The 22506-nt window shown below is 28.8% G+C and carries 26 protein-coding genes; 8 read left to right on the top strand and 18 right to left on the bottom strand.

Annotated elements, in window-relative coordinates; translation table 11 throughout:
* Positions 1–5: 5 nt before the first annotated feature.
* From ACTTAW_RS03950 to ACTTAW_RS03940, 3 genes are read right to left on the bottom strand one after another with little or no spacing between them, the layout of a single operon-like run.
* Positions 6–464 (bottom strand): hypothetical protein, encoded by a 459-nt coding sequence (locus ACTTAW_RS03950; RefSeq protein ID WP_440651220.1) that lies wholly within the window; start codon positions 462–464, stop codon positions 6–8.
* A gap of 9 nt (positions 465–473) precedes the next feature.
* On the bottom strand, positions 474–1163 hold the full coding sequence (locus ACTTAW_RS03945; RefSeq protein ID WP_440651219.1) for an ion transporter: 690 nt from the start codon (positions 1161–1163) through the stop codon (positions 474–476).
* On the bottom strand, positions 1164–1775 hold the full coding sequence (locus ACTTAW_RS03940) for an arylesterase (protein WP_440614535.1): 612 nt from the start codon (positions 1773–1775) through the stop codon (positions 1164–1166). It abuts the gene before it with no gap.
* On the opposite strand from ACTTAW_RS03940, the gene ACTTAW_RS03935 reads away from it, so the two are divergent.
* On the top strand, positions 1774–2439 hold the full coding sequence (locus ACTTAW_RS03935; RefSeq protein WP_440618580.1) for an ABC transporter ATP-binding protein: 666 nt from the start codon (positions 1774–1776) through the stop codon (positions 2437–2439). The two genes, ACTTAW_RS03940 and ACTTAW_RS03935, sit on opposite strands and share 2 nt — an antisense overlap.
* Entirely contained in the window at positions 2423–4957 is a 2535-nt protein-coding gene (locus ACTTAW_RS03930) for an ABC transporter permease (protein ID WP_440651218.1), read from the top strand. The genes ACTTAW_RS03935 and ACTTAW_RS03930 overlap by 17 nt, the downstream gene beginning before the upstream one ends.
* Here the strand turns inward: ACTTAW_RS03930 and ACTTAW_RS03925 are convergent, their stop codons facing one another.
* From ACTTAW_RS03925 to ACTTAW_RS03900, 6 genes are all read right to left on the bottom strand, one after another.
* Positions 4958–5371: a carbonic anhydrase gene (locus ACTTAW_RS03925; protein ID WP_440614538.1), complete on the bottom strand. Its 414-nt coding sequence runs from the start codon at positions 5369–5371 to the stop codon at positions 4958–4960. It lies immediately after the preceding gene.
* Complete coding sequence (locus ACTTAW_RS03920; protein WP_440651217.1) at positions 5368–5937, bottom strand: SOUL family heme-binding protein; 570 nt, start codon at positions 5935–5937, stop codon at positions 5368–5370. Before ACTTAW_RS03920 ends, ACTTAW_RS03925 begins: the two co-directional genes overlap by 4 nt.
* Positions 5938–5939: 2 nt before the next feature.
* Complete coding sequence (locus ACTTAW_RS03915; RefSeq protein ID WP_440651216.1) at positions 5940–6494, bottom strand: hypothetical protein; 555 nt, start codon at positions 6492–6494, stop codon at positions 5940–5942.
* Positions 6491–7237: a sulfite exporter TauE/SafE family protein gene (locus ACTTAW_RS03910; RefSeq protein WP_440614541.1), complete on the bottom strand. Its 747-nt coding sequence runs from the start codon at positions 7235–7237 to the stop codon at positions 6491–6493. Before ACTTAW_RS03910 ends, ACTTAW_RS03915 begins: the two co-directional genes overlap by 4 nt.
* Complete coding sequence (locus ACTTAW_RS03905) at positions 7228–7497, bottom strand: GNAT family N-acetyltransferase (protein WP_440614542.1); 270 nt, start codon at positions 7495–7497, stop codon at positions 7228–7230. The genes ACTTAW_RS03910 and ACTTAW_RS03905 overlap by 10 nt, the downstream gene beginning before the upstream one ends.
* A 173-nt stretch (positions 7498–7670) precedes the next feature.
* The gene (locus tag ACTTAW_RS03900; RefSeq protein ID WP_440651215.1) at positions 7671–9104 is read right to left on the bottom strand and encodes a helix-turn-helix domain-containing protein; all 1434 of its coding nucleotides are present in this window, start codon (positions 9102–9104) and stop codon (positions 7671–7673) included.
* 111 nt (positions 9105–9215) lie between these two features.
* Between ACTTAW_RS03900 and ACTTAW_RS03895 the strand changes: the two genes are divergently transcribed.
* From ACTTAW_RS03895 to ACTTAW_RS03885, 3 genes are all read left to right on the top strand, one after another.
* Positions 9216–9377: a hypothetical protein gene (locus ACTTAW_RS03895; protein WP_262589431.1), complete on the top strand. Its 162-nt coding sequence runs from the start codon at positions 9216–9218 to the stop codon at positions 9375–9377.
* 40 nt (positions 9378–9417) lie between these two features.
* Positions 9418–10692, top strand: a complete 1275-nt coding sequence (gene aceA / locus ACTTAW_RS03890) for an isocitrate lyase (protein ID WP_440651214.1) — start codon at positions 9418–9420, stop codon at positions 10690–10692.
* A 100-nt stretch (positions 10693–10792) separates the two neighbouring features.
* Positions 10793–11932: a glycine cleavage T C-terminal barrel domain-containing protein gene (locus ACTTAW_RS03885; protein WP_440651213.1), complete on the top strand. Its 1140-nt coding sequence runs from the start codon at positions 10793–10795 to the stop codon at positions 11930–11932.
* On the opposite strand, the gene ACTTAW_RS03880 is transcribed toward ACTTAW_RS03885, so the two are convergent.
* On the bottom strand, positions 11929–12696 hold the full coding sequence (locus ACTTAW_RS03880) for an ABC transporter permease (RefSeq protein WP_262589435.1): 768 nt from the start codon (positions 12694–12696) through the stop codon (positions 11929–11931). The two genes, ACTTAW_RS03885 and ACTTAW_RS03880, sit on opposite strands and share 4 nt — an antisense overlap.
* Entirely contained in the window at positions 12686–13618 is a 933-nt protein-coding gene (locus tag ACTTAW_RS03875; RefSeq protein WP_440651212.1) for an ABC transporter ATP-binding protein, read from the bottom strand. The genes ACTTAW_RS03880 and ACTTAW_RS03875 overlap by 11 nt, the downstream gene beginning before the upstream one ends.
* 69 nt (positions 13619–13687) lie before the next feature.
* Between ACTTAW_RS03875 and ACTTAW_RS03870 the strand changes: the two genes are divergently transcribed.
* Complete coding sequence (locus tag ACTTAW_RS03870) at positions 13688–14056, top strand: thioredoxin family protein (protein ID WP_440651211.1); 369 nt, start codon at positions 13688–13690, stop codon at positions 14054–14056.
* Position 14057: 1 nt separating this feature from the next.
* Here ACTTAW_RS03870 and ACTTAW_RS03865 read toward each other — a convergent pair whose 3' ends face one another.
* On the bottom strand, positions 14058–15497 hold the full coding sequence (locus ACTTAW_RS03865) for a sodium:solute symporter family transporter (protein ID WP_440651210.1): 1440 nt from the start codon (positions 15495–15497) through the stop codon (positions 14058–14060).
* Positions 15498–15625: 128 nt separating this feature from the next.
* Between ACTTAW_RS03865 and mgrA the strand changes: the two genes are divergently transcribed.
* A complete protein-coding gene (gene mgrA / locus ACTTAW_RS03860) occupies positions 15626–16654 on the top strand; it encodes an L-glyceraldehyde 3-phosphate reductase (RefSeq protein ID WP_440651209.1) in 1029 nt (342 codons plus the stop codon).
* An 85-nt stretch (positions 16655–16739) separates the two neighbouring features.
* Here the strand turns inward: mgrA and ACTTAW_RS03855 are convergent, their stop codons facing one another.
* On the bottom strand, positions 16740–17033 hold the full coding sequence (locus ACTTAW_RS03855) for a hypothetical protein (protein ID WP_262589440.1): 294 nt from the start codon (positions 17031–17033) through the stop codon (positions 16740–16742).
* A gap of 3 nt (positions 17034–17036) precedes the next feature.
* The gene (locus tag ACTTAW_RS03850) at positions 17037–17549 is read right to left on the bottom strand and encodes a pentapeptide repeat-containing protein (RefSeq protein ID WP_262589441.1); all 513 of its coding nucleotides are present in this window, start codon (positions 17547–17549) and stop codon (positions 17037–17039) included.
* 105 nt (positions 17550–17654) lie between these two features.
* Between ACTTAW_RS03850 and ACTTAW_RS03845 the strand changes: the two genes are divergently transcribed.
* Positions 17655–18719 carry a tartrate dehydrogenase gene (locus tag ACTTAW_RS03845; RefSeq protein WP_440651208.1) on the top strand — a complete coding sequence of 355 codons (1065 nt, stop codon included), beginning with the start codon at positions 17655–17657 and terminating at the stop codon, positions 18717–18719.
* Here the strand turns inward: ACTTAW_RS03845 and ACTTAW_RS03840 are convergent.
* The 4 genes from ACTTAW_RS03840 to ACTTAW_RS03825 all read right to left on the bottom strand — a co-directional run bounded on the left by ACTTAW_RS03840 (position 18716) and on the right by ACTTAW_RS03825 (position 22486).
* Positions 18716–19753, bottom strand: a complete 1038-nt coding sequence (locus tag ACTTAW_RS03840; RefSeq protein WP_440651207.1) for a Gfo/Idh/MocA family protein — start codon at positions 19751–19753, stop codon at positions 18716–18718. The two genes, ACTTAW_RS03845 and ACTTAW_RS03840, sit on opposite strands and share 4 nt — an antisense overlap.
* Before the next feature lies 1 nt (position 19754).
* Entirely contained in the window at positions 19755–20738 is a 984-nt protein-coding gene (locus tag ACTTAW_RS03835; RefSeq protein WP_440651206.1) for an aldose epimerase family protein, read from the bottom strand.
* 8 nt (positions 20739–20746) lie between these two features.
* A complete protein-coding gene (locus ACTTAW_RS03830; protein WP_440651205.1) occupies positions 20747–21508 on the bottom strand; it encodes an SDR family NAD(P)-dependent oxidoreductase in 762 nt (253 codons plus the stop codon).
* Positions 21509–21637: 129 nt separating this feature from the next.
* On the bottom strand, positions 21638–22486 hold the full coding sequence (locus tag ACTTAW_RS03825; RefSeq protein ID WP_440651204.1) for a phytanoyl-CoA dioxygenase family protein: 849 nt from the start codon (positions 22484–22486) through the stop codon (positions 21638–21640).
* Positions 22487–22506 lie beyond the last annotated feature (20 nt).

Raw genomic sequence — 22506 nt, 5'->3', positions numbered from 1 at the left:
AATCATCAAGTATTTTGATTTTTATTCTTGCAGTTGTAAAATAAAATTTCTTTTTCCTTTTCTTTTTCTTTTTGATTAATATTTTTTGTTATTTCGTGAATAAGTTCTCCTGTTTTAAAAGTTAAAACAGCTGATTCTGAATAATTTTTATTTTCATCAAGAGCTTGAATTAAAACGACATCTTTATTAGAAATTTTTACGTCTAGTTCAATTTTATCAATAAAATTAGATAAATTTTTAATGTTTAATAGATTTGGTGATTTAGACTCTATTACTAATTTATTAATATCATCCCTCTTAATTTGATCTTTTGTGAATGTTTCAAAGTTATGATCTGGATTTTTTAAAATTACTTTTTCAAATGAACATGAAAGATTTAAATTTCTATCTATGGTAATATTTGTATTCTGTGCATTGGCATAACCAAAACAAATAAAACTTAAAACTACAACAAATCTTTTCATTAAAAGGTCTTATAACTTTTTCTGATTGATTACTACGTCCACTAATATCGCAATCAACAAATTAAGCATTGTAATTCCGCATATAATTATAAAGCTGAAAAAATAAATCCAAGCCCACCAGTAAACATCTTGTAATGGCAACATTACTTGTTCCCAACTAGATAGAGTTAAAACCTGAAACAACGTAATCATAGCAACACCAACATCGCTCCATCTTTCAGGAATATCTGTGCTAAATAAAATTGAGCCTATAGTTGCGTATATATAAAGAATGATAAACAATAATAATCCAACATAAAACACTCTTTTGACGGAAGTAAGCAGCGCTTCAATGATTTTTTTTAATTCTGGAACAACTGAAATAATTCTTAATACTCTAAATACTCTTAATAATCTTAAAAGTAAGAAGCTAGAATTATTAGGTATAGGAATTAATGAAATTAAAACAATTAAAGTATCAAATACATTCCATCCACTTTTAAAAAACTTTAGTTTTTTAGGTTCTCCTACAAATCTAATTATAATTTCAATTACAAAAAATATAGTAATTGAATAATCTAAATAATTAATTGCTTGTCTGGTGAGATCGCTTAATTCATAAGTGTTAACCCCAATTGTAATTGCATTTAATATGATAATTGAAATAACAACAAACTGAAAAATTCTGCTTTCTTTAAGATTATATAAAAATTTATTCATTTAATTTAAAATATTAATAATACTTTTTTTAATAGTTTCACTTACTTTAATTGTTCCTTCTTTGTTTGGGTGAATTCCATCTTGTTGATTTAAACTTGGATCGAGTGCCACTCCTTCAAGTAAAAATGGGATCAAGGGTAAGTTATATTTTTTTGATAGTTTTGGATAGATTGCATCAAACCTTTTTTTGTATTCAGCACCATGTGTTGTTGGAGCAACCATACCTGCAATAATAATTTTGATTTTTTTATTATTTGCTATCTTTATGATTTCTTCTAAATTTTTCTCAGTTTCTTCTGGTTTTATTCCTCTCAACATATCATTGGCGCCTAAACCTAAAATGATTAAGTCAATACCGGGTTCAGATAAACTCCATTCAGCAATATTTAATCCTCCTGAAGATGTGCTTCCAGAAACACTGCCATTAATTATCTTTATATTTAAACCATCTTTTTTAAAATTATCTTCTAATACTACAGATAAATGATGTTCTTTAGGTAAACCATATCCAGCCATCAAACTATCGCCAAATAAGACAACCTTTTCTATTGCGAAAGCGTTTATGTGCACTAGAAAGATCATCAAAATTTTTATAAATAAACTTTTATTCATGAATGATCTTCTTAAATTAAAAAAAATAAATCTCAAATACCAAACTGGTAAAGAAAGTATCAGTGTTTTAAAGAATATTGATCTAACCATTAAGAAAAAAGAGACAGTTTCTGTCGTAGGTGAAAGTGGATCTGGTAAAACTAGTTTAATAATGTTGGTTGGAGGACTAGAAAAACCAACTTCAGGTAAAATTGTTTTTCAAGATCAAGAAATAACAGGTTTAAATGAAGATGAAGTTTCAGAGATTAGAAAGAAGAATATTGGAATTATATTTCAATCTTTCTATTTAATTCCAAACTACACAGCAGTTGAAAACGTTGCTTTAACATTAGAATTAAATAATTTTAAAAATCCTGAGAGTGAGGCAAAAAATTTGTTAGATAGATTTGGTTTAAAGCACCGATTTAATAATTTACCTAGTCAGTTATCTGGTGGTGAACAGCAAAGAGTTGCAATTGCAAGAGCTATAGCAATGAAGCCTGAATTAATCCTGGCTGATGAACCTACTGGAAACTTGGATACTGAAAACTCATTAATGATTTCAGATATTCTATTTAAATATGTAAAAGAGGAAGGGTCTTCCTTAATCATGGTAACGCACGATCCAAAACTTGCAAACAAAGCAAAAAGAAAAATCAAAATAAAAGATGGAAAAATTAAATAATCGATCTGAATTTAGTTTGATTTTTAAATATGCTTTAAAAGATTTAAGCAGAAACTATCACAAAATCTCAAGTATTATTGTTACTCTATTTATAAGCCTTTTTATATTAAGTGCTATTTTTACTATTGAAGATAGTCTTAAAAAAGAACTAAACGATAATGCTAAAGCTTTATTGGGTGGTGATTTAGAAATTGATTACAATCGTAACCAAGGAAATCTCGATCTAGTTAATCAGGTAAAAGAATTTGCAACTGTATCTCAAATGATTGAGTTCAGTACTATGCTTTCAACAACTGGAAGAGAAAAAAATAAATCTTTATTTACTAGAATTAAAACCGTTGATGAAAAATATCCATTATACGGCGAAGTAGTATTTGAACCTGAAGGTGCATATGAGCGAATGCAAAAAGAACCAAACACTATTTTAATTAATGAAAGTTTGTCAAAAACACTAAATATAAAACTTAATGAACAAGTTAAAGTTCAAGACCAAAACTTTACAGTTATTGGAATTATAAAATCAGTACCAGATGTAAGTGGATTTGTTGCTTTTGGTGATTGGGCACTTGCTGGAACACAAACCTTAGAGATATTAAAACTAAACGGGATTGGAAGCTTTTTGAACTACGAATACAAAGTAAAATTTAACGAAGGAGATAACCCTGAAGAGTTAGAAAAACGAATTGAGAATATTTTTAAAGATGATCAAAAAGTAAAGCTTCGTTATCCTGAAAATTCAGCAAGTGGAATAAAGAGAATAATTAACAATTTTTCACAATTTTTATCGCTTGTTTCCATAAGTGCGATGTTGATTGCTGGTATTGGAATTGCAAACACCCTTCTCTCTTTTATTAATCAAAACAATATGTCAATTGCAGTTAGAAAAGCAGTTGGATTTTACTCAGGAAATATAAAGACACTTTATTATCTTCAATTATTAATATTGTTGTTTGTAATTACTGTTATTTCTTATGGCTCTAGTTTTTTAATAGTCCCTATTGCCGACAAATACTTATCAGATGGACTTGGATTAAATGTTTATCCAGTATTCTCTATTGTAAATTTTATTAAAATATTTTTAGTAGGTTTGTTGGTACTTATAATATTTTCTATCCCAACAATAAGTTCAATTGACCAAGTAAAAGCTTCAAATTTATTTAGAAATGTTTTTCAAAACTTACAATTTTATTATTCAAAAAAGTCTGTTGTTTTAAGTTTTATTTTGCTCTCTATTTTAGTTTTATTATTTACAGTTGGCTCCGAACAACCAACTTACAGTCTTGGATACTTTGCTGCATTTTTTGTATGCTTGATTGTGTTTTTCTTTCTTTCAAGAATAATTATATTTTTTCTTAAAAAATTTAAATCAAGCTCCAATATTTCATTAAAGGTATCAATTAAGAATATCACTCAAACTAAAAGTATCACTCCAATTACTATAATGTCTTTAGGTTTAGGAGTTACTTTACTTTTAACATTGGCGTTGGTTGGAACAAATTTTCAAAGAGAAATTGCTAAATCAATTCCTGATATTGCACCTGATTATTTCTTTGTAGGAATTCAAAAAGGAGAGCGTGAAAAATTTGAACAAGGGATATTAAAAATGGATCCGGATGCGGATATTGAAGTGGTTCCTATGGTCTCATCTGGCATTACAAAAATTAATGGCATTAATCCAAATACTTATATTAAACCTGATAATGATAGTTATTGGGTAATAGGAAGTGAGAGAAGATCCTCATGGGTTGAAGATGTTCCTGAAGATAATCCATTAGTTGCTGGAGAATGGTGGGATTTGAATAAACCAAATCAACTTCAGATATCTTTAGATGCTAAAGTTGCAAGAGATTTTAACATTCAATTAGGAGATATTTTTACTCTAAATATATATGGAAGAGAAATAGATGGCGAAGTGATTAATTTTAGAGAAGTTGATTATCGAGATTTAAGTATTAACTTTGCAATGCTATTTAATCCTCAGTTCGCTCAAAATATTCCTCATGAATATTTAGCAACAGCAAAATTTAACTCTGATAAATTTGATGAAACTGAAATGCTGGAAGTTATGCCTAGCTTGTCTATGATTAAAATTGCAGATTATCTGACAAAAGTAACAGCTGTTTTAAATAAAGTATTCATTGCAGTTACTCTAATATCAGCTGTAACTATTGTGATTGGTTTAATTGTTATTTCAAGTGCAATTATGGTTCAAGGTAAGGTCAAAGAGTATCAAAACTTAGTATTTAAAATTCTAGGCTTTTCAAAAAAAGAAATAATCCTCTCATCATTAATAGAATTTATCATTATATTTAAATCAGTCATACTGATTGCAATATTTTTTGCAGTAATTGGTTCAAAATTTATTATGGAAAATATCTTTGAACTTGTATGGATGTTTGATTTTAAAGTTTTAATCTACTTAGGTTTTTCAATCGGATTTGTAACATTGATATTGATTATGTTAACAAATTTAAAATATCTAAATCCAAAAGTTTATCCTTTGATTAGAAATCAATAATTAAAATTTTGTAATTTTACTATCTAAAGCAATTACATTTAATTCCACTTTTAGTTTTGGAAATCTTTTTTTAATTTCTTTTTTAAGTTTATTAAATGAGTCTTGATGTATTTTTTTTTCATTTGCTGGTGTAAATTCTTTTTTTCCATTAGCAATTTTTGCAGCACCACAATCTTTGTGATTTATAACAATAAGCTTTTCTATTTTATGAAGCTGTATTGAAGTTCCAAGATTATCATAAAAAGTATTATGCCATTTTTTAAATTTATTGTGTGTGACCCCTACTGCAGCACCAGCAATTGTAAAAGCACTGTACTTACCAGTTAATTTTTTTTTCTTTAAATGATTGTGAACTAAATGTTGAAATCTTGGGTCCATACAAGATAACACCATTGCTTTAAATTTTGACTTCATGAATTAAACTCCACTTTATACATTGCCTCATTCCTTCTATTCATTGGAAGGGTAAAAGGACTATCATATGTAGCTCTAATAGGTGGACTTATAATTGAAATATTATTTTTGTTTAACTCTTTTTCTAGGATTTCTTTATGTTTTATGAAATTTCCATCAGAAGCTCTGCCAGAATATCTAAGTACAGCATAATATCCTCCTTCAATATTTACTATTCTTACATCATCTCTACTTGGGTTAGGTACATTATCTGAATTAAACTTTGAAGGTAAATAAAACTGCATAGTCATATTTCCATTTTTTTCGACTTGAGTAACCGGAGTAGTCATTGCTATCTTTTCTTGAGCATCATTTCTTCCAGAAATATAATTAAATAATTTTCTAAAATTACTATCTATTCCAGCTCTAGAGGTTTCAACTGCTAAACGATCAGAATATTTTCTGATCTCATAAATTTCATTTTTATCAACTACTTCATACTTTGCTTCTTCATTAGCCATGACAATAGAATATGGTAAAAGAAAGAAAGTACAAAATAGAAGAATTAATTGTTTTTTTATCCTCATGGTTAAATGATTTTATATTCAAAATTTTGTGTTGTTTCATTAATTTGAACTAATTTTGCTCCATTTCTTTCATGAAAATTCGTTGCCATCTCTGTTAAAGGTGAAAGTGTTACTAATCTGTTTAAATGATTGGATTTTTTTATCTTTTTAAACACTTCTTTTACAATTAACTTTCCTCCACCTTTTTTCTTTGACCAAACAGTATAAGCAATAGCGATTTGTCCACCTTTTTGATCTCTCATCGCACTTTGTAGAAAAGCATCAGTACTTAATTTTTCAAGTTCTTCGACACTTTTGGGAATTTCATTTGTATAAGCAAAACACATAACAGCATGGATTTCGCCTTGATACTCAACACCATAAATTTTTCTTCCAAATCCTGTTCTAAATTCATTATCTAATTCTGGTCGAACTGGATCTTCCTCTACATTACATTCTTTAAGTTCAACAAGTTTAGCACCTTTTACCCAACCAAAAAAATTATCAATTTTTTTATTAAAAACTTGTTTATTTTTTCTTATTCTTGCTTTTATTCTAGGATTAAATTTTTTTTTCATATTAAATAATCATATAAAAGTTTTGAACTACTTATAAAAATTAAAATATATAAAATATTATAAAATAATTTTTCATTTATAATTTTAATTAATTTATATCCAATTAGTATTCCTATAAAAGCAAGAGGAAATAAATATACAGATTGTTTAAAAGTTGCTAAATTTGTCATTGAAAGGTTAATATATAAAGGAAGCTTTATTAGATTAACAAAGGTAAAAAATATAATTCTTGTTCCCACATAAATTTCTTTCTGCATCCTTAAAGGAAGCATATAAACACTTACAGGTGTTCCTCCTGCATGGACACAGAAACTTGTAAATCCAGCTATAACAGAACAAATACTTCCTTTGATAGAATTTTTTTGAGATTTGGCTTCTTTATCTTTTTTAAAAAAGAAATAATGACCTGCAAATATAAATCCCATTAAACCAATCATAAATTTTAACAAATCTTCAGAAAAATATGTGAACGTGAAAGAAGCAATTAATATTCCAACGGCAGCAAATGGAACCATTAACTTTAAAGTTCCTAAGTCATATTCTTTTCTATATTTATAAACTGCAATAAAATCTGAAAATATTAAAATTGGTAAAATTATTCCTAATGCTTGATTCAAAGGCATCACAATGGTCATTAATGGAATAGATATTAATGTCATTGATCCACCCAAACCTGATTTTGCAATACCGTATAAAATTATTGCTGGAACTACTGTGAAGAAAAATAATAAGTTTATTTCCATTTGTTTAATGAATTTAATAGTTTTGATCCTAAAGGACTAATTGGTTCTTGAAGAATTATTTCTTTTCCTGTTTTTTGTTTAACTAACTGTAATAATTTTGTTGCTATTCCTTTTTTTCTAAAAATTGGATTAACAAAAATGTATTCGACTTCTCCCTTTTCATTAAATCGAACAAATCCAAGTGTTGTATTTTCATTTTTATAAGTAAAAACACCATCCGCTTCATCTAATTTATAAGTTGATAAGTCAATGCTGTTCATAAATCCTAGTAATTAAGGAGCAAAAGGATAATTGCTATTGCAGCAACTATAGAACTAACAACGATATAATTTAGCTTTATGTTGAACTTTTTCTCAACAAAATCAGTTATTTTTTCCCAAAATAATACGATCAGAAAAATTATTATAGCTGGTAAAATATATTTAATCATAGTTTAAGATTTATCGTCACTAACATAAACAGAAACCCCACGACTATTTAAGTCAACGTCGAATTTTTTATGTAGTGGTGGAAATGCTCTTTGTGAACAATCTAATCTGTCACAGGTTCTACAAGAAACACCAATAGGAATTTCCGTTGATTTATCATTAATGTTCATATTTTCAGTATAAATAAAATCTTTTGCATATTTTGCCTCACAACCTAAACCTATAGATAATACATTTTTAGATTGACCAAATCTTCCAATTCCTTTTTCTACAGTTTTTGCAATACAAACATATTTTTCACCATTATTCATTTTACTAACTGCTGTATGTAAAACTCCTGGAGTAGTGAATGCAGTATAAACATTCCATCTTGGACAAGCTCCACCATATCTTGGAATATCAATTCCAGATAATGAAAATCTTTTTGAAATATTTCCAGCCATATCAACTCTTAAAAAATGAAATGGAATACCTGGTAGTTTTGGATCTTGCAAACATGTAACTCTATGGGCTACTTGTTCAAATGAAGTTGCAAATGTATTTTGCAATAATTCTAAATCATATTTTAATTTTTTACATTCAGAATGAAATAGTTTGTATGGCATCAAAATTGCAGCACCACAATAATTTAACAAAGCAACTTTAGTAAGTTTTTTCGATTCTTCCGATGGAAAACTAAACTTAGTTAAATAATATTCAACATCTTTAATTGCACCCAGTTGTGCAATTTGAGAGGCAGCATGTAATTTTTTTGTTTCTAAAGAACTATAATCACTTAGTAATAACTCTTTTTTACTTTTGTTATAGATTTTTGAAAATGGTTTACTCTCATCCGGAATAACATCTTTTACAGTTATTGAATATTCTGACAGTAAATAATCACACAGAGATAAATATCTTGTTCGATTATTTTTTTGAATTTTATTAAAAACTTTATTTGCAAACTCTTCTAACTTTGGAAAATAATTTTTATTCTCTTGAAAAAAATCAACTACCACTTCTCCAGGAAAAGAATTTTTTCTATTATCTACAATTTTTCCTGATATTTTTTCAATCTTACTTATTAATTCATGATCTTTTTTTTTAAGAATATCTCCCAATCTAACGATTGCTTTTCCAATCTTTGGATTTGTGCTTACTAAATCTTTTACTTCTGGACCTAAAATATCTAAGTCTTCAAACAAACTATCATCTAAAATTTCTGAAATTGTATTTTGAAGATTAATATCTGTTTTAGATGTAAGATCCGATAATTGAATGTTTAATTTTTCACAAACATTTAATAGTAAATCGCCATCTATTTTTCTTTTACCACTTTCAATTAAGTTTAAATAACTAGGAGAAATGCTTAAATCGTCAGCTAATTTGTTAGCTTGCAGCCCAAGTTGTCTTCTAAAAGCTCTTATTTTTGGCCCTATTTTAAGATCTATTTGACTCATTTTACTATTTGTAAATTTTGTAAATTTATTTTTACAATATTTTTTCCCTATTTACAAAGCTTTTTAACGTTTTTTATAGATTTTGTAAATTTTGTAAAATATATGACTCGTATGGATAAAAACTTAAAAAACACAGAAAATGAAGCTCAAATCATCAAAAAAGAGGATTTAGATCACCATCATAATAAAGGAATTTACATGAGAGATGATCATTGTGATTGGGGTTCAAGTGGAATGAGTGAACTAATCGACGCTTTAAACGATAGTAACTAATTCAACTTTTTCAATTTTCTTCAACAAAGGATTATAAATAATGAGCGCAGAGAAAATCTCTTATGAGTTAAAAAGATTCGCAGGCATCAAACGAGACTACACTGATGAAGAAGTGGAGAGATTAAGAGGTTCAATTAAAATTGAGTACTCACTTTGCAAAAATCAATCTGAAAAACTTTGGCAATTATTAAATACTGAAGCTTATGTTAATACCCTTGGTTCTTTGTCGGGTAACCAAGCTGTTCAACATGCAAAAGCAGGTTTAAAAGCAATATATCTAAGTGGTTGGCAAGTAGCAGCAGATGCTAATACTGCTGGAGAAATGTATCCAGATCAATCTTTATATCCTTATGATAGTGCTCCTAAGTTAGTTGAATCTATGAACAACTCTTTAATTAGAGCAGATCAAATTCAACATATGGAAATGCAAGATGGTGATATGAAACCTGAGGAAAAAGTTGATTATATGCTTCCAATTATAGCTGATGGTGAAGCAGGTTTTGGTGGACCATTAAATGTATTTGAATTAACTAAAAAATTTATAAGAGCTGGTGCTGCAGGTGTTCACTTTGAAGACCAATTAGCTAGTGAAAAGAAATGTGGTCATATGGGTGGAAAAGTTCTTGTTCCAACTGGCACAATGGTCAAGAACTTAAAAGCTGCAAGATTAGCTGCTGATATTGCAGAAGTTCCTTTGATTATACTAGCAAGAACAGATGCCAATGCTGCAAAACTTATTACAAATGATTTTGATGAAAATGATAAACCATTTTTAACTGGTGAGAGATCTCCTGAAGGTTTTCATTATGTTAAAGATGGAATTGAACAAGCTATCTCTAGAGGTTTAGCTTATGCACCGTATGCTGATTTAATTTGGTGTGAAACAGCTACTCCTAATTTAGCTGAAGCCAAAAGATTTGCAGATGCAATTCATGAGAAATTTCCTGGAAAACTATTAGCTTACAATTGTTCTCCATCATTCAATTGGAAAAAACATTTAAGTGATGATGAGATTGCTTCATTTCAACAAGAAATTGCTAAAATGGGTTACAAATTCCAGTTCATTACTCTTGCTGGATTTCATACTCAAAACATTGCAATTTTTGAGCTTGCTGAGAAATATAGAAAAGAAGGTATGGCTGCATATTCTAGAATTCAACAACAAGAATTTGCTAGAGAAAAAGATGGCTATACTAGCGTTAAACACCAACGAGAAGTTGGTACATCTTATTTTGATGCAGTATCAAATACTATTAGTAGTGGCCAAAGCTCGACAACAGCAATGGCTGGATCTACTGAATCTGAACAGTTTTAAAAAAAAATAACTTCCCTCTCCATTTTTTTTGATAGCCCTTAGTATAACTAGGGCTAGTTTTTTTATTTGTAATTAATACTCAGACTGTTAATGCTCACAAATGTCTAATAAAAATTTTGGTTTTGGAACTCAGATTAGAAAATCTCCTTATTTCGATGCTACTGTAAAATGGGGGGCAACAGGTTTTTCTGTATATAATCACATGTATATTCCAAGGGATTTTGGAAGTCCTGAGCAAAACTTTTGGAACCTTATTGAAAAATCAATTTTATGTGATGTTGCAGTTGAAAGACAAGTCGAGATCACTGGTCCTGATGCATATAAATTTACTCAGCTTTTAACTCCTAGAGATCTTTCAAAGTTATCTGTTGGACAATGTAAATATGTTTTAATTGTAAATAATGATGGTGGAATTTTAAATGATCCAGTTTTATTAAGACTGGCTGAAAACCATTTTTGGTTATCTTTGGCTGATAGTGATGTTTTGTTATGGGCGCAAGGTGTTGCGGTTAATTCAGGTTTAGATGTTAAGATATCTGAACCAGATGTATCCCCTCTACAGTTACAAGGCCCTACCTCACAAGAAATAATGGTCAAACTATTTGGTGAAGATATCAGAGATCTTAAATATTATTGGCTTAGAGAATACGAGCTTGATGGAATTCCATTAATTGTTTCAAGAACTGGTTGGTCAAGTGAACTTGGTTATGAAATATATTTAAGAGATGGTTCAAGAGGTAATAAACTTTATGAAAAAATAATGGAAGCTGGTAAAGAACATGGTCTTCAGCCTGGTCATACATCTTCTATTAGAAGAATTGAAGGTGGTATGCTTTCTTATCACGCAGATGCAGATATTAATACAAATCCATTTGAATTAGGATTTGATCGATTAGTTAATTTAGATACTGATATAAATTTTATAGGTAAAGAAGCACTTAAAAAAATCAAGCAAGAAGGAATTAAAAGAAAACAAGTTGGTCTTTTAATAGATTGTGATCCTTTGTCAGGACCAAACACAACTTTTTGGCCGATCGAAAAAGATGGTAAGAAAATTGGTAAGGTAACTTCAGCTGTATATTCACCTAGATTGAAAAAGAATATTGCACTTGCAATGATTGAAGTTAATCATTCAGAATTAGGTAATAAATTAGATATAGAAACTCACGAAGGAAAATATTCTGCTACAATAGTAGAAAAACCTTTTTACGATCCAAAAAAGAAAATAGCTAATAGTTAAGATTTAATATTGTATCCTTTTTTCAATAGAACTGTAACCACAGTTACACATGACATCAAAAATACTACCATTGAAATAACGCTCACCCAAATATTGAAATCTGAAACACCATAAAAGGCAAATCTTAAACCATTAATTAAATAAACAACTGGGTTAAAATAAGTAACTGTTTGCCAAAACTCAGGCAACATATCTAAAGAATATAAACTACCACCTAAAAATACCATTGGTGTAATAACTAAAGTTGGAATGATAGACATTTGCTCAAAATTAGAGCTCATTAAACCAATTAAAAAACCAAATAGAGCAAATGTAAATGCTACCAACACTAATAAAAATATCATTAACAATGGATACATCACTTGAACTTCAACAAAGAACGTTGATGTTAAAAATATAACTAATCCGACTATAAGAGTTTTAGTAGCGCCAGCACCCACAAAAGCTAGAACAATTTCAAAAGTTGAAATTGGTGCAGCTAAAATTTCATAAATAGTTCCATTAAATTTTGGAAAAAATATCCCAAATGAAGTGTTACTGATTGATTGGGTTAACAATGTTAACATTAAAAGACCTGGAACAATAAAAGATCCATAACTAATTCCATCAATTTTTTCTACATATCCACCAATTACAGAACCAAAAACAATAAAATAAAGTGAGGTTGATAGAACAGGTGAAAACAATGATTGCATCAATGTTCTCTTAAATCGATCCATTTCATGCAAGTACATTGCTCTAAATGCGTAATAATTAAACTTCATTGTTCTCCTTTACTAATGTCACAAATATTTTCTCTAAAGTAGTTTGTTCAGTTTTTAAATCTTGTAATTTTAAATCTGCATCTTTTAAATCTTGTAACAAGTTAGTTATTCCAGTGCTTTTAGCTCTAACATTATATGTATAATTGATTGATTTCTTATCTTCTCCAATTTCTAGATTATACTTATCTAAACTGCTTGGGATTTCAGTAATTTCTTCTTGAAGATCTACTGTAAGCTTTTTATGTCCCATTTTTTTCAATAATTCTTTTGTTTCATCAACAACGATAATTTCTCCTTGATTGATTACTCCTACTCTATCAGCGATTGCTTCTGCTTCTTCAATATAATGAGTAGTAAGAATAATTGTAACACCAGTTTTTCTTAGAGTTTCAACTACCTTCCACATGTCTTGACGTAATTCAACATCAACACCAGCTGTTGGCTCATCTAAAAATAATATAGTTGGCTCGTGAGACAATGCTTTTGCAATTAATACCCGCCTCTTCATTCCTCCAGACAACTGTCTTAATCTTAAATCTTTTTTATCCCATAAGCTTAAGTCTTTTAAAATTTTTTCAATATGTTTTGGATCTGGTTTTTTTCCATACAAACCTCTCGAGTATGAAACATTGTTAAAAACTGTTTCAAATTGTTCTAGGGTTAATTCTTGTGGAACTAATCCAATTCTGGATCTTGTTTCTCTGTAATCATCAATGATATCAAAATCATCTACAGTAACTTTTCCTGAAGATGGTCTAACGATTCCACAAATAATACTTATAAGGGTAGTTTTACCTGCACCATTTGGTCCAAGCATTGCAAAAATTTCACCTTTTTTAATGTTTAGGTTTAATTTCTTTAAGGCTTCAAAGCCATTATCGTAGACTTTTGATAGATTATTTATGCTTATTTGATCTGACATGGACAAGCCATATATAGAGACAATTTATTGTATTACAATATTTTAAAATTTGTTTACAACCCACGATTAATGAGAAAAATTTTTGTATTTATCTGTTTTATCATTGCATTCACTACTAATGGGATGGCTAAAGAAACAACTTATACTAAAGAGCTGTTTGACAAGGCTTTAGCGGATGGAAAAGTTGTAGTGGTTAGTTCTTGGGTTAAATATTGCACATCTTGTGCTAGTCAAATGAAAGTTCTTGATAAAGCAAAAAATGATTTTGATAATATTGAATACTTTAAATTTGATGTAACAAATAAAGAAATAGCTAAATTTTTTAATGTTCAATATCAAACAACACTTTTAATTTTTAAAGACAATAAAGAAGTTTACAGAAGTATTGGTGAAACAACCAAAGAACTTATTTATGATGCTTTAAATTCAGTGATCTAAATTAATTACTTTTCAATTTCAAAATTACTGCTGGCAAAAAAGTTGCAACAACAAATGATAAGAATAATAAAGATTGTGCAACAAAAGGTGAAAATAGATCTTTAGACATCAATCCCCCGACCAATAAACTCTTAGAAAAATCTGGATAAGGAAATATTAAAAACCCACCAATTAAACCAATTATAATTGAAACATATGCAGTTTTTTCATTTACCTTGTTGTAAAAACTGTAAAAGACTGTGAACACAAACGCACAACAAAATAAATCTGCAAGTAAAAATAAATACAAAATATCAAATCCTTTTGATGCAACACCAAATGCAATTAATGATAAAAACACGATAAAGTATTTAGAAATTTTTAAGTAATCTGTTTTCTTATCTAAATTAAAAGTTGCTTTACCATCAACAACAAACAAACTTGATATGGCATTAACCAATGTATCAACTGTTGAAATTGTTAAAGCCAAACCAAGAACAATAATAATTAAGGATATTGTTTCGGTTTGTTCTTTTAACAATAAAGTGAAAAATCCTAAATCAGCTCTTGCTGAAGGGTCAATAGAAAATGAAACCATTCCAATAAAGCCCATTAAAAAAACTATCGGTACAATAACAAAAAAAGAAATGATCAATGCTGATTTTAAAGTATTATAATCTTTAGCAGCATAAACTCTTTGCCAATTTCCTTGGTGAAATAAATTTGTAGCAGCAACAGCTATAAAAAAAGTTAACCCAGCTGTATAACTTGGAATATAAGATGAACTTAATAATTGTGGATTTTTTTCTTTAATCAATGCAAATGAGAAATTATCTCCTGTTGATGAGCTAATAATTAAAATCAGGATTAATAAAAGAAAACCAATTACTATCATTTGAATATTATCAGTAAAAATAGAAGCTCTTAGACCCCCATAAAGTGTATAGGTTAAAGTAGCCAAAAGCACTATTAATGCAGTGATCCAAAGATCTGTACCTGATAAATAATTTATCAAAACTGCAACAGCAGTCACCTCTGCACAAAGAAAAATAAACATGTAAAAGATTGTCATTAACAAAATCAGTTTAAACAAACTTTTTCCAAATTTTTTTCTCATAAACTCAATTAGAGATGAGCCTTTTGGAAATTCTGATCTAATTTTTCTTCCAAAATAAATTAAGAAAATCATAGGAAAAGCTGTACCAAGAGCATAACCAATAACAGCCCCTATTCCTCCCCATGTAGCAGCAGCCACAGGACCAAATAAAATCCATGCTCCTAAAGCAGATGCAACAAGACTTGTTGTTAATGAAAATAATTCTATATTTCTATTTGCTGTTAAATAGTTACTTATTCCTTGGAATTTTTTAGAATGATAAATTCCTAATGCAGCAAATACCAAACTAATAATAATTACTAATGTTAATGATGATGATTGACTTAAAAAGTATGTGTTATCCATTTTATCCCTTTCTGAATTACCGGACAGGTTCGTAGGGTTTAATCTCAGTCTGTTAAGACACCCCTTTATTTTAAATATATATTTAATTTTATGTTTTTAAACTAAAATATTAAGTTATATTAAGAGTTATGAACTACAAAGCATCACCAAAAAGATATTCCAATATGAAATATAGAAGATGTGGAAAGAGTGGTGTTGATCTACCCTTAATAAGCCTTGGTCTTTGGCATAATTTTGGTGGTAAACAACTTACATCTGAAGCAAAGAAAATGTTGTTTTATTCTTTTGATTCAGGGATTACTCATTTTGATTTAGCAAATAATTACGGTCCCCCTGCAGGAAGTGCTGAGGCTAATTTTGGAAAAATTTTAAGTAAAGAATTTAAAAGATATAGAGATGAATTAATCATCTCATCTAAAGCAGGTTATGATATGTGGGAAGGACCTTACGGTGAATGGGGTTCTAAAAAATATATCATTGCAAGCTGTGATCAAAGTTTAAAGAGAATGGGATTGGATTATGTAGATATATTTTATTCGCATAGATTTGATCCAAATACACCATTAGAGGAAACTGCAGATGCCTTGGAGCTTATTTATAGATCTGGTAAAGCTCTTTATATTGGTATTTCTTCTTATTCTTCAAAGAAAACAATTGAGATGTTTAATATTTTAAAAAAAAGAAACATTAAAATATTTATCCATCAACCCTCTTACTCTTTAATAAATAGATGGTTTGAAAAAGATTTAGATAAAAATTTAATTAAATTAGGAATTGGAACTATTGCTTTTTCTCCATTAGCACAAGGAATGTTGTCGGATAAATATTTAAAAGGAATTCCAAAAGCATCAAGAGCAAGTGATCCAAAATCTGCATTAGATAAAAGTTTCATAACTAAAAGAAACATAAAGATAATTTCAGATTTAAATCAAATTGCTAAAAAAAGAGGTCAAACATTATCGCAAATGGCTTTGGCTTGGGTTTTAAATAATAAAGCAGTCACTACAGCTTTAATTGGGGCAAGTAGTGTAAAACAAATAAAAGAAAATATTGAAAGCTTAAATAATTTAAATTTTTCTAAATCTGAACTTAAAGAAATAAATAAAAAAGCTAAAGATGGAAATATTAATAAGTGGGCAAGATCTAGTTCTTATTAAAAGAAGTGTTTTTCAATTAAATAATGAAGAGTAAAAATAATTAAAGAAGCACAAATAATTAGAAATACTCTTTCTTGATTACTCATTATTGTTGACCTTTGTGATTCATTATTTCGATCATACACTGAGTAGCATACTCTCTCCACTCTGTAGAATTCTTATTTTTTAGGCTATTTAAATGATCGCGGTTACTTTGAATATCGTCTTTATGTTTTAGATAATCAGCCCCATTTAGATTTGCTTCCATGGAAGAAAGGTTGGTTTCCATTGCTTTTATCCATTCTTTTCCAAGCTCAACACATTTTTGATCATCTTTTTCATCACATATTTGTTTGAAAAAATTAAAAATAACATCATCAGTATTAACTGAAGTGTTCATATCTTATTGCTCAATACAGGTTCCGATTGAGTCTGGACCACATGTCTTACCATTAGTCCAAGTAGCACCAATCAGATTTGCATTTTCAAAATTTGCATTAGTAATGTTTGCAGAGGTAAAATTTGCTTCCATCAAATTTGCATTTTGAAAATTAGCTTCAATTAGAGTTGCTCCCATGAAATCAACTCTAGTTAAGTTTGCATTAGTAAAATTTGTTTTTTCAAAATTTCCACCAATACTAATTGTTTCATAAAGATTAGCTCTAACAAATGTTGATTCTGGAAAAGTTCCAAAAGATAAATTTGAATTCATCATAATGCTTTTATCTAAATTTACTTGTACAAAACTTGCAAAAGATAAATTTGAGTTTGGTAGATAACTACCTTGTAGATCCTGTGCATCTGAAAATCTGCATTTAGAATAATCTACACCATCTGTTAATGGATCATCACATGCAGCATTTGAATTTGAAACAAAAAAGAAACTAAAGAAGATTAAAAGAAGTATTTTTTTCATAATCAAAACTAACAAATAAAATATGTCAAAACAATGAAGGTTTATGTCTTTAAAAATAATTTAACATTATAAATTATTGTATTTTTGAAGTATAAAAATCAACCTATGAAAGAATATAACATTGCATCAATAGCAGGAGATGGAATAGGAAAAGAAGTAGTTCCTGAAGGCTTAAAAGTGTTAAAAGACGCTGCTGAAAAACATCAATTCAAAATAAATTTTACAGAATATGATTTTGCTTCATGTGATTATTATGAAAAACATGGAAAAATGCTTCCAGATGATTGGAAGGAAAAATTAGGAAAACATGATGCAATATTCTTTGGCGCAGTTGGAATGCCAGATCAAGTTCCAGATCATATATCTTTATGGGGATCCTTACTTCAGTTCAGAAGAGAGTTTGATCAATATATCAATCTTAGACCAGTAAAATTATTTCCTGGAATAAATCCTCCTTTAGCAAATAAAAAACCAGGTGACATTGATATGCTGATTGTTAGAGAAAATACTGAAGGTGAATACTCTTCTGTTGGTGGAAGGATGTTTAAAAATACTGATAGAGAAATAGCTATTCAGGAAACTATCATGTCTGCGCATGGAGTAGATAGGGTTCAAAAATTTGCTTTTGAATTAGCAAAACAAAGAAAAAGGAAAAAATTAACCAATGCAACAAAATCAAATGGCATTTCAATTACTATGCCGTTTTGGGATGAACGTTTTAATGCAATGAAAGAAAATTATCCTGATATTGAAACAGATCAATATCATATTGATATTTTGGTTGCTAGATTTGTACTAAATCCCGAATGGTTTGATGTTGTCGTTGCATCTAACTTGTTTGGAGACATTCTTTCTGATTTAGGACCAGCTTGCACTGGAACTATTGGAATTGCTCCATCTGGAAATATTAATCCTGAAAATAAATTTCCATCTTTATTTGAACCAGTTCATGGTTCAGCGCCTGATATTGCAGGAAAAGGTATTGCTAATCCTGTAGGACAAATTTGGTCAGGAGCAATGATGTTAGATTATTTAGGAGAAAAAGAAGCCTCTAATTCAATTGTTGAAGCTATTGAAAAATCTTTAAGCGAAAAAGAAAATAGAACTAAAGACTTAGGTGGAGATGCTGATACCTTAAAATGTTCTAATTCAATTTTATCTAATCTTTAAATCTTAATTTTCTTGCCAGTTTTTGCACTTTTTGTTATTGCAGCAAAAATCTTAAGAGAGATCAAACCATCATTACCATTTACTTTTGGCTTAACTTTTTTAGATACTACATCAGCAAAATGATCAATTTGGTTTACTAAAGTACTATCATCTTTCTTGTTTTTATCTTCATTAACAAATATTTTATTCCACCAACTTCGCTCATTTTTATAGAACCAATATTTTAAATTAGGAAACTGCAATGAACCCTTAGTTCCACCGATCATGTATGCGGATTGATTAGTTATAGGATAGGCTGGGTTTTCTCCTGCGGTTAACTCATAACTCCATGGAGCAACAATAGTATCTGACAAATTTAATGTACATAGCGCACCTGAATTAAAAATTAAGCTAATTGTTGCTGTATCTTCAACCGCAAATTTTCTGGTTTTGTTGGTTGTAAATGCTTGAACGTATTTAATAGATCCAAGTAAGTAGCAAATCATATCGATATCATGGACTAAATTAATTCCTAGAGGCCCTCCGCCTTTACTAATTCTCCATTTTTCTTTGTAATAAGCTTTGTGTTTATAAAGCCAACACAAGACATTTGCTGAAACGATGCTTCCTAATTTACCTTTATCAATTAAATCTTTTACCTTTGATACAATAGAGTTATGCCTTCTATGATAACCTATCAGTAATGGTGTTTTATTTTTATTAGCGCTACTAATAATTTTTTTAGCTGAATTAATGTTATCTGAAATAGGTTTTTCTAATAATACCGGAATTTTTTTCTTTAAAAAACTAACTGTGTGCTTTTCATGAAGTTGATTTGGAGTAGCTACAATTACTGCATCTAAATTCTTTGAATTTAAAAGTTCGTCTACATTTGAAAATAATGGAATTTTATATTTTTTTGATAAATTTTTTGCATTCATAGTAATATCAACTATCGAATGAAGATTAGCTTTTTTTGATTTTGAAATTGCCTTTATATGTTGCAATCCCATTAAGCCAGTTCCAACAATGGATATGTTTATTTTTTTATTCATTTTATGAAATATTTATTTTTGTAAAGTACTTATAAAGTTTATTAGGTTTAATTAAAGAACTTGGGAAATTTTTATTGTTTGGTGCATCTGGGTAGTGTTGTGTTTCTAAACAAACCCCCTGGTAAGGAGCAAGTTTATTTTTATATCTTAAACCTTGGCTAGTGTAGAGCTGTACACCAGGAAGATTTGAATAAAAGTCTAATTGAATATTAGTTTTTTTATTTGTTAGAGAGGCTAAATAATTTTTAGAATTTTTTTTAATACAATATGTTAAATCAAATCCCAATTGATTGATTGTATTAGATACTCTCTTTATTTTTTTGTTTTTAATAATGTCTATTTTTTTTCCAATATTTTGAAACTTATTAAAATCATTAATGGTATTATTAACTTTTTTAATTTTACCAGTTGGAATTAATTTATTAGTTACTTCAAGATATTTTTCAGAGTTAATTTTTAAATCATGATTGAAAATTGTCTCTTTTTTACTCTTATTCAAGTTCCAATAACTATGATTGGTTAAACTCACATGAGTTAATTCGCTTGATTTATATTGATATTTTATAAATAAGCTTTTGTTTTTGATTTCAAAAATACACTCTGAATTTAGATCTCCTGGAAAACCTTGGTCTAAATTTTTAGATAACAATTGATAGATAATTTTATTTTTTGAATGATGTTTTATTTTCCATTCTAATCTATCAAATCCTATTTTTCCTCCATGCAATGTATTTCTTCCTTCGTTGCCTTCAAGTTTATAAATCTTATTTTTAATCTTAAATCTTGAATTTGAAATTCTACCTGCGTACCGTCCACAAGTAGCCCCTACATAAAAATTCTTACTGCCATAATTTTTTGTAGAACCAAGATTTAAGATTAGATTTATTTTCTTTTGCTTGTCATAAACCTCATATAAGCAAGCACCAATATTAATTGATTTAACTCTTAAATATTTGTTTTCTATCGTTGAACTTTGTACTTTCACAAAGTCTCTTATAGCCAACCTTTATCAACGATGTAAGATTGATTTGTGCAACCAGAAGACTGTTCTGATGAAAAAAACAATACAGTTTGAGCAAGTTCATGTGGCATTAATTTCTCTTTTAAACATTGGTTTTTCATCAAATCTTTTTCAGACTCTTCGTTTAACCACATATCAATTTGTCTTTGTGTTAAGACCCACCCAGGTACTACTGAGTTAACCCTAATGTTAAATTCCCCTAAATCTCTAGCAAAGGATCTTGTCAAACCAACTACTCCAGATTTTGCAGCTGTATAAGCAGCCATTCCACCTTGTCCAACCATCCAAGAAGCGGATCCCATATTAACAATTACACCACCTTTGTTTTCAATCATTGATTTTTTAACTGATTGAACTGTGAAAAAATAATGTCTTAAATTTACGTTTATTCTCTCATTCCAGTACTCTTCTGTAACATCATCAATTTTGTGTCTTGTGTCATTGGCCGCGTTATTGATTAAAATATCAATTGGGCCTTTCTGATCAATAATATCTGCAATAGTTTTTTGAAGTTGTTTTATGTTTAATAAATCACATTCAATAAAAGTTGGTATTGAATATTTTTTATTTTTTATATCTTCAATTAATTTTTCAGACTCTGATACATTAATATCTATAAAGTAAACTTCTGAACCTTGTTCACAAAAATGTTCAACAATTGAAGCTCCTATACCTGATCCACCCCCTGTAACAAATACTCTTTTATTTTCTAAATCATAATATTTTACTTTCATTTTCTTAATCCTCCACTAGTTACAAAAATCTCTATCAGCATTATTTATAATTTTTATTTGATTAATTTTTTTAATGCTGTTTTTATTATTTTTACTATTTATAGAGTATTTAAATTAAAAATATATATTTTATTTAGCTTTATAACCTAAACCAATATTATTTATTTTTTTACTTGCATCCATTATTTTTGGATATTCATAATTTAATCCTAAAAGCTGTCGCACTTTTGGATTTGAATTATTTTTGAAGTCTTCCGATAAATAAGTAACTAAATCTTCAACTGGTTTTATATACTTTGGAAGAAACTCTATCAGTAATGCTGCTCTTTGGTGATCTGATTTATTTGGTGATGCTCCATGCCAACAGTTACCATTAAAAAAAACTAAATCTCCAGGATTAGCAATCATTTGTTGTTTATTTGAAAAGTCATCATTTTCATTTGGATAGTGTAGTTTCTTTTGTGATCCTGGTATGTATGCAGTTGCTCCTGATTTTTCTGAGCAAATATCTAGAGGTATAGTAGCCTGACAGTTTTGTGCAAACGAACTATTAAGACCCATCGGAAAAGTCTCACTATTATAAAAATCCCAATATGGATAATCGATATGTAATTCCTGACCTATAGATCCTGGTAACAACCTACTTGCGCAGTATGATCCACAAAAAAACTCTGAACCTAAAAGTTTAGACATTAAGCTAAAAATAATGTCATTTGTTATTAATTTACTAAATACCTCACCTTTACCAAATAAATTCCATATCCTTTGCTGTAGTTTAATTTTATCAGATGCTTCAGCTTCAGCATTAAAATGGGTTTCTTTTTGCTCTTGAGTGTCAGCAAAATGGTTAACAATCTCTCTTGCTACTTTGATTTCGTTTAAATTATATACGTTTTCAATAACAATAACTCCAGATTCATGCATTAATTCGTTTATTGCATCAGTAATATTAAAATTATCTCTTGAGAATTTACGCATAGATAAATTTTAAGTGAAAA

The sequence above is a fragment of the Candidatus Pelagibacter sp. HIMB1495 genome, from assembly GCF_052047955.1.
Lineage (GTDB): Bacteria > Pseudomonadota > Alphaproteobacteria > Pelagibacterales > Pelagibacteraceae > Pelagibacter.
The sequence above is the reverse complement of the archived record's forward strand: the minus strand, read 5'-3'. Positions and strand labels throughout refer to the sequence as shown.